At 62.8% G+C, this 15,421-nt stretch carries 12 protein-coding genes and 3 pseudogenes; 7 read left to right on the top strand and 8 right to left on the bottom strand.

Features of this window, described 5'->3' with window-relative positions; translation table 11 throughout:
* Positions 1-13: 13 nt before the first annotated feature.
* Positions 14-793, bottom strand: coding sequence for a TIM barrel protein (locus M2397_RS29015; protein ID WP_259244921.1), 780 nt, complete (start codon positions 791-793; stop codon positions 14-16).
* Complete coding sequence (locus M2397_RS29010) at positions 793-1,809, bottom strand: Gfo/Idh/MocA family oxidoreductase (protein WP_167654889.1); 1,017 nt, start codon at positions 1,807-1,809, stop codon at positions 793-795. Before M2397_RS29010 ends, M2397_RS29015 begins: the two co-directional genes overlap by 1 nt.
* 185 nt (positions 1,810-1,994) lie before the next feature.
* On the opposite strand from M2397_RS29010, the gene M2397_RS29005 reads away from it, so the two are divergent.
* Positions 1,995-3,968, top strand: coding sequence for a sigma-54-dependent Fis family transcriptional regulator (locus M2397_RS29005; RefSeq protein WP_259244920.1), 1,974 nt, complete (start codon positions 1,995-1,997; stop codon positions 3,966-3,968).
* 342 nt (positions 3,969-4,310) lie between these two features.
* Here the strand turns inward: M2397_RS29005 and M2397_RS29000 are convergent, their stop codons facing one another.
* Positions 4,311-4,607 carry a DUF6124 family protein gene (locus M2397_RS29000; RefSeq protein WP_259244919.1) on the bottom strand — a complete coding sequence of 99 codons (297 nt, stop codon included), beginning with the start codon at positions 4,605-4,607 and terminating at the stop codon, positions 4,311-4,313.
* 463 nt (positions 4,608-5,070) lie between these two features.
* Positions 5,071-5,619 (bottom strand): annotated as a pseudogene (locus tag M2397_RS28995) (substrate-binding domain-containing protein); the annotation flags it as partial.
* Here M2397_RS28995 and M2397_RS28990 point away from each other — a divergent pair.
* Positions 5,619-5,873: pseudogene (locus M2397_RS28990) on the top strand (sugar phosphate isomerase/epimerase); the annotation flags it as partial. The pseudogenes M2397_RS28995 and M2397_RS28990 overlap by 1 nt on opposite strands.
* Positions 5,874-5,922: 49 nt before the next feature.
* Positions 5,923-6,885 carry a Dyp-type peroxidase gene (locus tag M2397_RS28985; protein WP_259244918.1) on the top strand — a complete coding sequence of 321 codons (963 nt, stop codon included), beginning with the start codon at positions 5,923-5,925 and terminating at the stop codon, positions 6,883-6,885.
* 78 nt (positions 6,886-6,963) lie between these two features.
* On the opposite strand, the gene M2397_RS28980 is transcribed toward M2397_RS28985, so the two are convergent.
* Positions 6,964-7,836, bottom strand: a complete 873-nt coding sequence (locus M2397_RS28980) for an undecaprenyl-diphosphate phosphatase (RefSeq protein WP_259244917.1) — start codon at positions 7,834-7,836, stop codon at positions 6,964-6,966.
* Between the two features lie 178 nt (positions 7,837-8,014).
* Between M2397_RS28980 and M2397_RS28975 the strand changes: the two genes are divergently transcribed.
* Entirely contained in the window at positions 8,015-8,521 is a 507-nt protein-coding gene (locus M2397_RS28975; protein WP_184745992.1) for a GNAT family N-acetyltransferase, read from the top strand.
* Here M2397_RS28975 and M2397_RS28970 read toward each other — a convergent pair.
* Entirely contained in the window at positions 8,499-9,443 is a 945-nt protein-coding gene (locus M2397_RS28970) for a GlxA family transcriptional regulator (protein WP_053128789.1), read from the bottom strand. The genes M2397_RS28975 and M2397_RS28970 overlap by 23 nt on opposite strands.
* Before the next feature lie 172 nt (positions 9,444-9,615).
* Here M2397_RS28970 and M2397_RS28965 point away from each other — a divergent pair.
* From M2397_RS28965 to M2397_RS28955, 3 genes and pseudogenes are all read left to right on the top strand, one after another.
* Positions 9,616-10,243: pseudogene (locus tag M2397_RS28965) on the top strand (TetR/AcrR family transcriptional regulator).
* Positions 10,240-10,917 carry a type 1 glutamine amidotransferase domain-containing protein gene (locus M2397_RS28960; protein ID WP_145338738.1) on the top strand — a complete coding sequence of 226 codons (678 nt, stop codon included), beginning with the start codon at positions 10,240-10,242 and terminating at the stop codon, positions 10,915-10,917. The pseudogene M2397_RS28965 and the gene M2397_RS28960 overlap by 4 nt, the downstream one beginning before the upstream one ends.
* Before the next feature lie 78 nt (positions 10,918-10,995).
* Entirely contained in the window at positions 10,996-12,120 is a 1,125-nt protein-coding gene (locus tag M2397_RS28955) for an alkene reductase (RefSeq protein ID WP_145338737.1), read from the top strand.
* 1,014 nt (positions 12,121-13,134) lie between these two features.
* Here the strand turns inward: M2397_RS28955 and M2397_RS28950 are convergent.
* Both M2397_RS28950 and M2397_RS28945 read right to left on the bottom strand, forming a co-directional pair.
* Positions 13,135-14,133, bottom strand: coding sequence for an NAD(P)H-quinone oxidoreductase (locus M2397_RS28950; RefSeq protein ID WP_090405799.1), 999 nt, complete (start codon positions 14,131-14,133; stop codon positions 13,135-13,137).
* A complete protein-coding gene (locus M2397_RS28945) occupies positions 14,130-15,362 on the bottom strand; it encodes an MFS transporter (RefSeq protein WP_259244916.1) in 1,233 nt (410 codons plus the stop codon). Before M2397_RS28945 ends, M2397_RS28950 begins: the two co-directional genes overlap by 4 nt.
* Positions 15,363-15,421 lie beyond the last annotated feature (59 nt).

Below are 15,421 nucleotides of genomic sequence, written 5' to 3'. Positions count from 1 at the left end.
GTTCCTTTTATTGTTATAGGGTGAACGCTTGACGGAAACGCTCCAGGGCCAACTCGCTGTCGCCGCTGGCCCAGCCTTCGAGGCCGACCACGCCGTTGTATCCCATGGCGTGCAGGGCCCTGGCAATGGCCGGGTAGTGGATTTCGCCGGTGCCGGGCTCCTTGCGTCCGGGCACGTCGGCCACCTGGATTTCACCGATGGCGCTGCCTGCGCGCTGGATCAGCTCGATCAGGTTTCCTTCGCCGATCTGCGCGTGGTACAGGTCCAGGTTCATTTTCAGGTGCGGGCTGCCCACGGCTTCGATCAGCGCCAGGGTGTCGTCGGCGCGGGCGAACGGGGTGCCGGGGTGGTCGACCTCGGTGTTGAGGTTTTCCAGCAGGAACACGCGACCGGCGTCTTCGCCCAGGCGCGCGATTTTTTCCAGCGCCTTGCACGCGCTCAGCCACATGCGTCCGGTGGTCTGGCTCAGGGGCTGCACCGGCAGGCCGCCGTCCCCCAGGCCGGTGCCGTGCAGGTTGAGGCTGGGGCAGTTCAGGCGCTCGGCGACGCCGATGGATTCGCGCGCGCTGTCGAGCAGTTGGCGGATGCCGTCGGGGTCGGTGAGGGTACCGCTGATATAGCCGGTCATCGAGGTGAAATCGGCGCCGGTGGCGGCCAGGGCGCTGATGTCTTTATTGGTCCAATTCCAGATCTCCGCGCTGAAACCCAGTGCATGGATGCGCTTCACGCGCTCGATGAAGGGCAGGTCGAGAAACACCATCTCGGCACTGATCGCCAGTTTGAACGGGCTCATCAACGGGCTCCCTGCACGGCCACGGCCTTGCCGGTTTCGAACGACTCGATACAGGCGCGGGCGATCGCCAGGGCGGCACGCGCGTCTTCACCACTGGCCATGGGCTTGGCGCCGCTGCGCAGGCAGTCGACAAAGTGGTTGAGTTCGGCGATGTAGGCGTCGCGCAGCAGGTCGGTGTCCATACGCTGGGTGTCGGCCTGGATGCCCTGGGCCAGGTAGCGCACCAGGTCGGAGTCGTTGAGGCTGCCCATGCTCAGCATGCCGGCGCTGCCGAACACTTCGCCGCGTACGTCGTAGCCATACACCGCCTGGAAGTTGGCCTCGGCGGTGGCGATGGCACCGTTGTCGAAGCGGATCGCGACCACGGCGGTGTCGAGGAAACCTTTGCTTTTGTATTCCGGCGCGATCAGTGCGTCGGCCATCACATACACCTGCACCGCTTCGGCACCGGGGTTGAGGTAGCGCAGGGTGTCGAAGTCGTGGATCAGGGTTTCCAGGAAGATCACCCATTGCGGCGAATTGGCCGGGTTGTTGAGTGCCGGGTCGCGGGTCAGCGAACGCAACAATTGCGGCGTGCCGATGCGGCCGGCCGCCACATCGAGGTGGGCAGTGCGAAAACTCTTGGCGAAACGTCGATTGAAGCCGACCTGCAGCGGCACGCGCGCATCGGCCGCGGCGGCAATGGCGCGGTCGGCTTCGTCGAGGGTGATGGCCATGGGTTTTTCGCAGAAGATCCCCTTACCGGCGCGGGCGGCGCTGATCACCAGTTCGGCGTGGCTGCGGGCGGGGGCGGCGATGATGACGCCGTCGATGTCCGGGTCGTCGAGCAGCTGCTGCGGGTCGGTGTAGACCTTGTTCACGCCCAGTTCGACTGCCAGGCGTGCGGCTTGACCGGGAGTGGGGTCGGCGATGGCGGCGAGGGTCGCGCCGGGGATGTGTCGCGCGGCGGTCAGGCCGTGGAAACTGCCCATGCGACCAGCACCGATCAAACCCAGGCGGATGTTCTGTGTACTCATGAAATGACCCCTTTTTATTGTTGGCCGTAGGACAGTCCTGACTGGCAAAGGGGCAGGAGCAAAGGTTATGCCAATTTATAAGTGTCTGATAATTAAGGATTTATAAAATACAATAAACAAAATGTGTTCATTTTGATGACATGCCTATACTGACATGTCAAAAACATGAACATGGATACCTCCCGATGAGCATGGCGTTCAGCGTACAAGACCTCGACTACCTGACGGCCCTGGGGCCTGCGGCGCTGAACGACGGCCCCGTTGCTGCGCTGGAACAGGCGTGGCGCGCGTGCCTGGCCGGGCAGGTGCAGCGGCCGGCCGAGGTGCGGCAGGTAATCTGGGACTCGTGGCGGCGCAGCGTCGAAGCCGCTATCGACCCGCAGGACAGCCAATACCGCTTCGCCGCCGCCGACACGCTGGCGGCCACCCTGGCCAGCCATCGCGTGCTGATCGCCGCCGCCGCGCAAGTCATGCACGGCTTGTTGGCCTACAACCCTCGGGGCCATATCAACCTCACCGACGCCGATGGCATCACCCTGTATTTCTGCGGGCTGGACATCACCCCCGTCGGCAGTCGCCTGCTCGAATCGGTCCAGGGCACCAACTGCACCGGCCTTGCCCTGGCCGAGGACCGCCTGGTGTACGTGCTGGCCGAAGAGAACTTCGGCAGCGGCCTGCGCCAACGCCGCATGCACTGCGCCGCCGCGCCGATCAGGAATGCCCAGGGCCAAACCCTGGCGATGATGACCCTCACCGCCGAACCCGGCTGGTTTCACTTTCACACCCTCGGCACCGTGCAAGCGGCTGCCGAAGCGGTCTCCCGCCAAATGGCCCTGCAGGCGCTGTTGGCAGAGCAGCAAACCGTGCTCGAAGTCCTTAACGAAGGCCTGGTGGTGCTCGATGAGCATGGCTGCATCAAGGCGCTCAACCGTTACGCCCGGCAACTGTTCGGGGTGGGGCTGGAACTGATCGGCAGCTCCTTCCAGCACCTGGGCCGCAGTGAGTTGAGCGACGCCATTCTTTTACGCGGCGGTGAGCCGGTGCGCGACCTCGATTGCACCTTTCACCTGCACGACCGCAGCCAGCTCGCTTGCCTGGTCTCGGTGTGCCCGCTGGAGCAGGGCGGGGTGATCGTGTCGCTGCGCGAGAACCGCCGCATCCGTGAAATCACCCGGCGCATCATCAGCACCCAGGCCCGCTACACCTTTGACACCATTCAGGGCACGTCGCGGGCGATCCAAGACGCGCTGCACCTGGGGCGCATTGCCAGTCGCAGTGAATCCACGACCCTGATCCTCGGCGAAAGCGGCACCGGCAAGGAGCTGTTCGCCCAGGCCATCCACAACGCCAGCGACCGCGCCAACGGCCCGTTCGTGGCGGTCAACTGCGGCGCGATCCCGCGCGATCTGGTGCAAAGCGAGCTGTTCGGGCATGTCGAAGGCGCATTCACCGGCTCGGCCCGGGGCGGGTCGGCGGGCAAGTTTGAACTGGCCGATGGCGGCACCATCTTTTTGGATGAGATTGGCGATATGTCCTTCGACGCTCAGGTCAGCCTGTTGCGGGTGTTGCAGGAAGGCGAGATCACCCGCGTCGGCGCGAAAAATTCACGGCCAGTGGACGTACGGATCATTGCAGCCACCCACCGCAACCTCAGCCAGGCGGTGGCCGAAGGCGCGTTCCGTGAAGACCTCTACTACCGCCTCAACGTACTGAACCTGACCGTGCCGCCGCTGCGTATGCGCCGTGAAGATATTCCGCTGCTGGCACGGCACTTCCTCACGCGCTGCGCCCGTTCGCTGCGCAAATCGGTACAGGGTTTTTCCCCGGACGCGCTGGAACTGCTGTCGGCCTACGGCTGGCCGGGCAATGTGCGAGAGCTGGAAAACAGCATCGAGCGCGCCACCAACCTGGCGACGGGCGAACTGATCCAGGCGGCCGACTTACCCCTGGAAACCAGACCGCGCGCCACGCTGCGCCACTACGAACCCCAGCCTGCCCAAGACTTGAGCAGCCACGAAATGCACGCCATCGTCGCCGCACTCAAAAGCACCGGCGGCAACATCCGCCTGGCCGCCCGGCAACTGAACGTATCGCGCGGTGGGCTGTACAACAAGATGAGTCGATTCGGGCTGAGTGCCGGGGATTTTCGCGGGGCGTAAGGTCAAAATGTGGGAGGGGGCTTGCCCCCGATAGCCATAGGTATCTACACAACGTTGGCTCAACGCTGAAAGCGCGGCAGATAGGGCTGTTGTGGTGAGCGGGCTTGTCCCGCGTTGGGCTGCGCAGCAGCCCCAAAACCAGCCTCTACAGAGTATCTGATACACCGCGATCTTCTTGACTGGGGCTGCTACGCAGCCCAACGCGGGACAAGCCCGCTCGCCACAGGGAGATTTGTCAGGGGCTGAAAAGTTGTGTAGATACCCTTGCCCCGATAGCGGAGTGTCAGTTGACATCCACTTAACTGACCCACCGCCATCGGGGGCAAGCCCCCTCCCACATGTCTAACCGCGTTTCAGGCAGTTGATGGAGCGATCCACAGTGGTTTTGGCAATTTCCAGCAAATGCCACACCGCCAAGATCTTCGCCCGCTCCGGGCTTTCCAGCTGTTCCCCGCAATCCAGCGCAGTCGCCGACGCACTGTCGAGCAAACTGGCGGTGTAGAGCAGGGCATCTTCAAAGCTCAGGTCTTCGTTGACGGAGTGAAAGCCTTGGGTGGGGAGATAGTGATCGATGGCGCGGTTCAAGGCGGCGCGGTCTTTGGCGGGGTCGAAGGGTGGGTCGGGGACGACTTTATTCATTGTGCAACTCCTATTGAGTAAAGGAGCTACCGCCAACGCTGCTAAACGAGGGTGGCAGCTGTACGCGGGTTAGCAGACCGGTCAATAGGAAAACCAGCGCACCCGAAGGTGCCCCGCGCACAGCCACCATAAACGCAGATGTGAACCGTGTGCCTATTGACGTCAGGCTGCTAAACCCGATCACTGATGAGCAGTGACGGACCGCAGACTAGCCATCGATTCCAGCAGGCACAAGGCGGCCAGGATTGTCTAGGAAACGTCCTGCAATTAAAAGGGACCGGCCTTGCTGGCCCTTTACAAACCATGACAAAACGCCACCAAGCCAGCAATGGAACGCGGTCGATGTGGGAGGGGCGGTGCGACGATTCGACTTGCCCCCGATAGCTGAGTGTCAGTTGACATCTACTTAACTGACCCACCGCTATCGGGGGCAAGCCCCCTCCCACATTTTGATCTCCATGTATCAGGCACACATGTTCTCCGAGGTGACAATCTGCGGCGCGATATACACCCGATGCCGCCCCGGATCAAACCCCTCGGCACTCTGCAATTCCACCAGCAACTGCACCAGCGCGTTCGCTGTCTGCCTGGGCTGTGAATCCATCACCACATCGATCAACCCCTGGCTCAGCGCCTGGCGTGACAGCTGCGTGGACTCCTGCAAAATGCAGCACAACGCCGGGCGCTTGGGCAGTTGCGCGAGGGCGCTGATGATGCCGTCGCCGCCACCGCCCACCACGCACAGGCCACGCAGGTCGGTGTGGCGGGTGAGCAGGTCGAGAGTGGCTTCTTCGGTGATGTCGCAGTTGTCCAGGTTGATCAGCGGCTCCAGCGGTTTGAGACCGGGGGCGTGTTCGGTGAGGTAGCTGTGCAGGCCTTCGACCCGTGCCTGGTGACCGAGAAAGCGATGGCCGCCGAGCAGGATCCCCACGCTGCCTTTGCGTGCGCCACAGGTGCGGGCGAGCAGCCAGCCCATGGTGCGGCCGACCACGTGGTTGTCCTGGCCCACGTGAACAGGTGCAGGTGTCGCTGGACTTCCCCCAGCACCAGGCCTGGGTGCAGCGCTTTACCGCGTGGTGGCGCTACGGGATCGAAGACTGGCTGGCCCGCCCCGACACCCCGCACAGCCTGTCCTTCACCTGCGAACTTGGCCCGCCGCCCTATGCAATCACCGGCGCCGACGGGCGTGAAATCAGTGATCGCTGGGCCGAAGCATTGCAGCTCAAGGCATTGATTCGCGGAGTGTGGCAGGCGTGTCGGAAATGATCTGCTAACCTGCGCGGGTTCACTTCCGCCCCTAGCCTGGATTTGCCCCATGCCGACTTCCTCCGTTCAGCCGCCTCTTGAACCGCAGTCCGTCTGCCACCCGATCACCAGCAGCGCGATCTTTATGGTCGCCACCATCGCCCCCGGCAGTGAAGACGGCGTGCGCGCCTGGTGCGCAGACATCGCCGGGCTGGTGCGTTCGGTGGGCAAACGCGTGCCGGCGGGCAACCTGACCTGCGTTTGCGGCTTTGGCTCGCAGGCCTGGGACCGCTTGTTCGGCGCGCCGCGCCCGGCGGCGTTGCACCCGTTTCGGGAGTTCGGTGTAGAAGGGCGCATGGCGGTGTCGACGCCGGGCGACATCCTGCTGCATATCCGCGCCGAGCAGATGGACCTGTGCTTTGAACTCGCCACCCAACTGATGACAGCGCTGGGCGATAGCGTGAGGGTGGTGGATGAAGTCCAGGGCTTCCGCTACTTCGACATGCGCAGCATCATTGGCTTTGTCGACGGCACCGAGAACCCGGTGGGGCGCAAGGCCGTAGGCTTCACCATCGTTGGCGACGAAGATCCCGAATTCGAAGGCGGCAGCTACGTGCTGGTGCAGAAGTACCTGCACAACATGACCGCCTGGAATGGCTTGACGGTGGAAGCCCAGGAAAAGGTGATCGGGCGCACCAAGTTGTCGGATATCGAGTTGGATGATGCGGCCAAGCCGAGCAATTCCCACAGCGCGCTGACCGTGATCACCGACGAAGACGGCGAAGAAGTGAAAATCCTGCGCGACAACATGCCCTTCGGCCGCCCGGGTGCCGGGGAGTTCGGCACCTACTTCATCGGCTACGCACGCTCGCCGCAGCCGCTGGAATTGATGCTGGAAAACATGTTCGTCGGTCGCCCGGCAGGCAACTACGACCGCTTGCTCGATTTCAGCACGGCGGTCACCGGCGGGCTGTTTTTCGTGCCATCGGCCGACCTGCTCGAAGCACTGGCGGAGCGTACGGGCGGGCTGTAAGGCAAAGCAGTTCAAATGTGGGAGGGGGCAAGCCCCCTCCCACATGAGATTTATGCTGGGTTGAGACGGGGGTTTGTATCAACTCAGCAGCCCGGTACTTACCGCCACAATCAGGAACACCCCCAGCAGCGCGCGATAGATCACAAACGGCCAGGTGGAGAACCGCTCCAGGAACTTCATCAGGCCCCAGATCGCGAAGAACGCCGAGACGCTGGCCACCAACAGCCCGAACAGCAAATGCGGCCAGGCATGGGCGGGCATATCGGCATGCAGCAGCACCCACAGCTCCTTCAAGCCGGCGAGGGCGATGGCGGGCAGGCCCAGCAGGAAGGAAAAGCGTGCGGCTTCTTCGCGTTTGAAGTTAAGGAACAGGGCGGCGGTGAGGGTCGAACCCGAACGCGATACGCCCGGAATCAACGCGCCGATCTGCGCGACCCCGACGATCAGCGCATCGCGCAGGCGCATCTGGCTGACCTCGCGGGTATGCTGTGCACGCAGCTCGGCCGCCGCCAGCAACACCGCCATCACCACGCAGGAAATCCCGATCACCATCAGCCCGCGCAGCGGCGAATTGCAGGCGTTCAGGGTCGATGACAAGGCCAGCCCGGCAATCCCGATCGGGATAGTCGCCAACACAATCGCCACGGCCAGCTTGAACCATTGATCGTTGTAGTCGCCCCGGCGCACCGCGCCGATGCTGCCCGTGATCACTTGGCGCACATCGCGCCAGAAGTAACTGACCACCGCCGCCAGTGCCGCCAACTGCATGGCCGCCGAAAACGCCGAGCCGGGGTCTTGCCAGCCGAGCAGGGCGGGCACTACGCGCATATGGGCGGTGGAGGAGACCGGCAACAGTTCGGTAATGCCCTGGATCACGCCCAGGATGAAGATCTGCAAGTAGTCCAGGGAGGCGAAGCCCACATCCAGGCCGGCGGAACAGACGTTCGTCAAAATACGTGTCCTTGAGGAAAGGTAGAGATCGGCGAATTCTATTCGAAATGTTTCAGAGCTTTGGCAGGGGCCGCCGCTATTTGCAATCGGTTCAGCAAGTAGAAAGGTTCGTGGCGCTATTGGACTGCGCCGAGGTTTTGTGAACAATGGCGCCCTGCGTTTTTTGACCGAGAGCCCAATGCCTGAAACTACCGTGGAACTGATCCAGACCGGCCCTGAAGAATCCGAGTTGATCCGCAATCTCTACCAGTACTACGCCTATGAGTCGTCGGACTGGGAGCAGGAAGATGTCGAGGCGGACGGCCGTTTCTACATTCATGACGAACACCTGACGCGCTACTGGCAAGACCCGCAGTGGAGCGCCAACCTGTTGCTGGTCGATGGTTATATCGCCGGCTTCCTGCTGATCGAAGGCAGCGAGTTGCCGGGCATCGACGCCTTGGAACTGGCCGACCTGTTTATCCTCAAGCGCTATCGCCGCAAAGGCATCGGCCGCGCCATCGCCACCCAGGTGCTGTGCAGCGGCGAGGCGGATTGGCTGGTGCGGTTTTATGACCAGGACGAAGTGTCCCAGGCGTTCTGGCGCTCGGTGCTGGATAACCTGCCGCGCCCGGTGCAGGCCCTTGAACTGGCGGATGATCCGCAGTTGATGAGTTACCTGGTTACGCGGGCGGTGTTGCATTAAAGGTTTGCTGCATCGCCTGCGGCGGCTGCCCGAACGCCCTTAAAAACGCCTGGCGCATGCGCTCGCGGTCACCGAAGCCGGTTTCGCGGGCCACCACTTCCACCGGGTGCCGGCTGGTTTCCATCATCGCCCGCGCAGCCTCAACCCGCAGGGATTCGATGGCCTTGGCCGGGGTTTGCCCGGTTTCTTCGCGGAATACCCGGCTGAACTGGCGCGGGCTCAGCCGGGCCACGTCGGCCAGGGCGTCCACCGACAGGTCGTGTGTGAGGTTTTCACGGGCGTAGGCCAGGGCCAGTTGCACGCGGTCGGACTTGGGGTCCAGCTCCAACAGTGCAGACAACTGCGATTGCTCACTGCCCCGACGCTGGGCGATCACCAGCTTGCGCGCGATGCGCCGGGCGAGGTCGCTGCCCAGGTCGTTCTCCACCATGGCCAGCGCCATGTCCACCCCGGCACTCATGCCGGCGCCGGTCCATACCTGGCCGTCGACGATAAACAGCTTGTCTTCTTCCAGGCGGATGTCCGGGTAGCGCTTGCGAAAGGCAGGCGCGTGGATCCAGTGGGTGGTGGTGCGCTTGCCGTCGAGCAAGCCGGCTTCGGCCAGCACGAAGATGCCCATGCACAACGAGGCGACGCGCCGCGATTGGGCCGAGGCGGCCTTGACCAGTTCCAGCAGGTTGGCCTCCGGCAGGCGAAACTCCAGGTAACCGCTGACAATCAGCGTGTCATAGCCTTGTGGTCGCAGAGGCGAGGTGTTCACCGAGAAACCCTGGGACGTCATCACCGCGCCGCCGCTTTCCGACACCAGGTGAAACTCATAGGCAGGTTCACCGCGCAGCAGGTTCGCGCACTCGAACACCGAGCCGAGGCTGAGGCTCAGGGATTGGAAGTTCGGGTAAACCATCAGCGCAACGCTGTGCATCGCATGTCTCCAGGGGCGTGGGAGGGTGGATTGTCGGCGCGTGCCCGGTAAACGGCAACCCACTTCGGGTCATGTCCGGAATCCTTGCGCATATGACATTGTGAGGGTTTGGCGCCGCCCCTAACATTCCCTCAACGAACTAGACGACTGGTCTAATCGGACGGAGTGAAGCATGAACAGCGAAACTAAAAGTGCACGGCAGACCATTCTCGACACGGCGCAGTTGATTGTTGGCCGTAAAGGATTCTCTGCGGTGGGCTTGAACGAAATACTTCAAGCCGCCCAGGTGCCTAAAGGTTCGTTCTATCACTACTTCAACTCCAAGGATGGTTTCGGTGTCGTGTTGCTCGATACCTACTTCGACAACTACGTGCACGGCATGCAGCAACTGTTCGACCAGCCCGGCTTATCCCAGCACGCCAAGTTGATGCGTTATTGGCAGGCCTGGATCGACAACCAGACCGGCTGCACCGATGCGGGCAAATGCCTTGCCGTCAAACTGGGTGCTGAGGTGTCAGACCTTTCAGAGCCCATGCGCCTGGCGCTGGAACGTGGCACGTCGCGCACTATCGATTTACTCGCCATCGCCATACAGCGCGGCCTGGAGGACGGTTCCCTGAACGTCGATCAAGCCCCTGCAAGCCTGGCCCGGCGCCTGTACGCGCTGTGGCTGGGGACCAGCGTCATGAGCAAGATCACCCGTACATCCGCGCCTTTTGATGAGGCGTTGCTGCTGACCCGACAGCTGTTGGGTTGCCCTGGATACACTGACATTCACTGATCGAGGCACTGGAAAATGAAAGTATTAATGGTACTGACCTCTCACGACCAGCTTGGCGACACCGGCCGCAAGACCGGCTTCTGGCTCGAAGAATTTGCTGCACCCTATTACGTGTTCAAGGACGCCGGCGCCGAACTGGTGCTGGCTTCCCCGGCCGGTGGCCAGCCGCCGCTGGACCCGGTGAGTGACGCGCCCGACGCGCAAACCGAGCAGACCCGCCGCTTTGCCGCCGACCCTGCCGCGCAACAGGCCCTGGCCAACACCGTCAAGCTGGACACAGTCAACGCTGACGACTTCGACACCGTGTTCTACCCAGGTGGCCACGGCCCGCTGTGGGACCTGGCAGAGTCGCCGGTGTCCATCGCCCTGATCGAGTCCTTTGAACGGGCCGGCAAGCCCATTGGTTTTGTCTGCCACGCACCGGGCGCCTTGCGTCACGTCAAGGCCGTCAATGGCGAGCCGCTGGTCAAGGGCCGTCGCGTCACCGGCTTCTCCAACTCGGAAGAAGCGGCGGTGGGCCTGACCGAGGTGGTGCCGTTCCTGATTGAAAATGATTTCAAAGCACTGGGCGGCAACTATCAGAAGGGCGCCGACTGGCAATCCTTCGTGCTCGAAGATGGTTTGCTGATCACTGGACAGAACCCTGCCAGTTCCAGTGACGTGGCCAAGGCGCTGCTCAAACTCACCGCATAAGTTAATTAACCCTGCTAATCATTGGCGACTTGCAACAGTCGCCAATGCTTTTGTTCGTCCCGAATTTGGATTATCCCAATGACTAACAGCGTTTTAAGTACCCCGGTAAAACTGGGTCATCACACCTTGAACAACCGTATCGTATTGCCGCCGCTGACGCGCCAGCGCAGCGCACAACCCGGCGACATCGCGACCGACCTGATGGCCAAGTATTACCGCCAGCGCGCTACGGCCGGTTTCATGGTCAGCGAAGGCACGCAGATCGAACCGCGTGGCCAGGGCTATGCCTGGACGCCGGGCATCTACACCCCGGCGCAGATCGACGGCTGGCGCAAGGTCACCGACGCGGTGCATGCCGAAGGCGGGGTGATCTTTGCCCAACTGTGGCATGTGGGCCGTGTGTCCCATAACGCCTTGCAGCCTGAAGGCGCCGCACCGGTGGCACCGTCGGCCATTCAAGCCCAGCAAGCCAAGGCCTTTATCGAAACCGGGCCTGGCGAGGGTGAATTGAAGCAACCGCCGGTGCCTCGCGCCTTGAGCGTGCTCGAGATTGAAGAATTGGTCGGGCACTACGCCCAGGCCGCACGCAATGCCCTGGACGCCGGGTTCGACGGCGTGGAAATTCACTCGGCCAACGGTTACCTGGTCAACCAGTTCATCTCGGCCCATTCCAACCAGCGCGACGATGAATACGGCGGCTCGCTGCATAATCGCCTGCGCTTTTTGCGCGAGATCGTCGAAGCCGTCAGCAAGGTAGTCGGGCCGGAACGCCTGGGTGTGCGGTTCTCGCCGCTGTTCAGCGGCACCGACCAGGACCGTGTGTACATCGGCCTGGTGGAAGAAGATCCGCACCACACCTACATCGAAGCGATCAAGGTGTTGGAGGAATCGGGCATCGCCTACGTGTCCATCGCCGAAGCCGACTGGGACAACGCCCCCGTGCTGCCCGACAGCTTCCGTGAAGCCGTGCGCAGCACCTTCAGCGGCCGCATTATCTATGCCGGTCGTTATACCGCTGAACGCGGCGCGAAACTGGTGGAAGCGGGGCTGGCGGATTTGATTGCATTCGGACGGCCGTTCATTGCCAACCCGGACCTGCCGCAGCGGCTATTCAAGGGCTGGCCGTTGAACCCGCTGCGGGAAGAGGGGATGTATGGTGGGGGTGAGGTTGGCTACATCGACTACCCCACTTACTCCGAGTAAGAACGCGGTCAATGTGGGAGGGGGCTTGTTTCCCTGGCGGCCTTCGGGCCGACCATGTCGTTGGATTTGATTGAGTACATATCCGTTGCTGCGGTCACGGCCACTTAGGGTTCCGCTCTTACAGCGGGTCACTTTTGGAAGAGCGCCAAAAGTAACCAAAAACGCTTCGCCCCAACACTCGGCACCTCGCTTAGGCTCGGTGTACCCTCACTCCGGCTTTGGAGCGTGGGCCGCCGCAATGGGCCATCCTTGGCCCAGTGCGGCTAACCCGGCGTCCTGCCGGGTTACCCACGCTCCAAAGCCTGCGTTCGGCCAGCGTGTTTGACGGGGCGATTTTAGATCAAAAGCCAAAGCGCGGCGGCCTTAGAGCCGACCGGAGTTGGGTCTGGTTTACTGGGTTAAAAATGTGGGAGGGGGCTTGCCCCCGATTGCAGTGGGTCAGAACCAAATCCATCAACTGACACTCCCTCATCGGGGGCAAGTCGAATCGTCGCACCGCCCCTCCCACATTTGGATCTCCATCCAGCAGGTAGACCTCAGCCTGCTTTTGCTCTGCTTTTGCTCTGCTTTTGCTCTGCTTTTGCTCTGCTTTTGCTCTGCTTTTGTTCTGCTTTTGTTCTGCTTTTGTTCTGGCTTTTGATCTTGATCCTAGGCGCCCCGTTAACCACGCTGGCCGAACGCAGGCTTGAATCCGTGGGTAACCCGGCAGGACGCCGGGTTAGCCGTCCTGGGCCAGGGATGGCCCATGACGGCGGCCCACGGATTCAAGCCGGAGTGAGGGCATACCGAGCCTAGGCGAGGTACCGAGTGGTGGGGCAAGAGCCCTTTTGGTTACTTTTGGGGCTCTTTTCCAAAAGTGACCCGCCGTAAGGGCGGAACCATAGGTCGCCGTGACCGCAGCAACGGATATGTACTCGCTAAAACTCCAAAAAAGCGGTCGGCCCGAAGGCCGCCACGGGAGCAAGTCGAATCGTCGCACTGCCCCTCCCACATTGGCTTTGTAGTGCCTGCTGCTTACTCCACCCGCAACACAATCTTGCCGATATGGTCCCCACCTTCCATCCGCGCATGGGCCTGGGCGGCGTCCGTATATTCGTACACCTTGTCGATGATCGGCAGGCAACGCCCGGCCTCCAGCACTGGCCACACATACTCGCGCAGCTGCTCGGCAATCGCGGCTTTTTCAGCCTTGCTGCGCGCACGCAACAGTGAGCCGGTAATCACCGCGCGTTTGCCGAGGATGGTCAGCAGGTCGACGTCGTTGGCCTTGGCGCCGCCGAGGAAACCCAGCATCACCAGGTGGCCGTCCATGGCCAGGGCCTTGAGGTTGTTGTTCAGATACGAGCCGCCCATGATGTCGAGGATCACATCCACGCCCTGGCCGTCGGTCTGTTGCGCGATGACCTCGGCAAAATCCTGCTCGCGATAATTGATCGGCTCGCCGCCCAACTGGGCGATGGCCGCGCATTTGTCGGCGCTGCCGGCGGTGGCGAAGGCCTGGATGCCGAACTCGCGGCACAGCATCAGCGCGGTCGTACCGATGCCGCTGGTGCCGCCGTGGATCAGCACGCGCTGGCCGGTGTGCGCATCGCCGAGGCCGAACAGGTTGGCCCACACGGTGAAGAAGGTTTCCGGTACGGCAGCGGCTTGAATCCAGTCCATGCCTTCGGGGATCGGCAGCGCCTGGCTGGCGGGCACCGTGCAGAACTGCGCATAGCCGCCGCCATTGGTCAGGGCGCAGACCTTATCGCCCACGGCGTACTCGGTCACGCCGTCGCCCAGTGCGGCGACTTCGCCCGCCACTTCCAGGCCAGGCAGCGGGTTCATGCCGGGTTTCATCGGGTACTTGCCGGCGCGTTGCAGGGCGTCGGGGCGATTGACCCCGGCCGCGTGCACGCGAATCAGGATCTCGCCGGGGCCCGCCACCGGTACCTCCGCGCGGCGCGGCTGCAGCACCTCGGGGCCACCGGGGGTGGTGATTTCGATCAGGGTCATTTCTTTAGGAAGCGTCATTTCAGATTACCTGCAGCGATGAGCGTATGGGTTGGGACCGCGTCGGACGGTCGGCGGTTCAGCAGGCGCATGCCCGGTTCCAGTGCCAGGGCGACCACTATCGCCCCGGCAGCGATCATGAACAACAGCGCATGCTGACCACCGCTGACGTTGAACAGGGCGGAATAGGCAAACCCCGAGAGCGCCTGGAAAGTCGCAAAGGACACCGTGGCACGGCTCCACGCGACCTGCTGCTGATGATGGTTGGGGAGCAGTTCGTGCACCCGCGCCAGCGCCAACGGCACGATGCCCGGCGGGAACGAACCGAGGATCAGCGCGAGGACCGCCAGGCCAGTCAACGAGCCGGCAAACGGCAACGCCCCGACGGCAATCGCCTGCACCACCAGCACCACGCGGATGCTCAAGCGCGCCCCCAGTTTGTCTGCCAGGAACCCGTAGGTGACCGGCCCGACAATCGACCCCAGGCCGTACATCACCCAGATCATCGCGCCGATATGCGCCCCGGCCCCCAGGCCACGGGCGACGTAATCCACCAGGAACACCATCGCCGGTACCAGCCCCGCGGCCATAAAGGCGTATTGGGCGAACAGCAGGTACACGCCGGAAGGCGTCGCTACGGCCGTGTCGGATGGCGGTGTGTCTTCATGCAGCGTGCCCGAAGGCCAGGCGAACCAGCTGGCGGCGGTCAACACCACGGCCAGCAGGCCCAGGCCGAACCAGGTCTGCTGCAAGCCCAGGCTCAGCAGCGGCGGCACCAGCGTGCCGGAGCCGGCGATGCCCAGGCCGATGCCGAGGAAGATCGCGCCACTGGCCAGGCCCCGGCGTGCGGCCGGTACATGGGGCAACACGGTCGCCGCCACCAGCACCATGATTGCGCCACCGGCAATCCCCGACAGCAGGCGCCAAGCGAAGAACCACACCACCGACAGCGGGAAGCCACAGGCGAAGAACGCCAGGGTCACCGCCACCATCATGATGCGCAGCGCGGTTCTGTTCGAGGTGCGCTGGGCGATGGGCCGCCCGATCAGCGCGCCGATCAGGTAACCCACCAGGTTGGCGGCACCGAGGTACACCACGTCATTGGCGCTGAACCAGTGGGCCTGGATCAGCGACGGAATCAACGGCGTGTACGCAAAGCGCGCCAGGCCGATGCTGACCAGGCTGGCGCACAGGCCGGCGAAGATCGGCAGCCATACGGAGTGGCGGGGTGGGGCATGAGTGTCGAGCATGATGGCGGTCCTGGGTATTTTTCTCTGGTGCCCAGCATATCCAGGTTTATCGATGCAAT

The organism is Pseudomonas sp. BIGb0381 (assembly GCF_024809815.1).
In the GTDB taxonomy this organism is placed as follows: domain Bacteria; phylum Pseudomonadota; class Gammaproteobacteria; order Pseudomonadales; family Pseudomonadaceae; genus Aquipseudomonas.
This window is presented reverse-complemented; position numbering and strand designations above follow the sequence as displayed.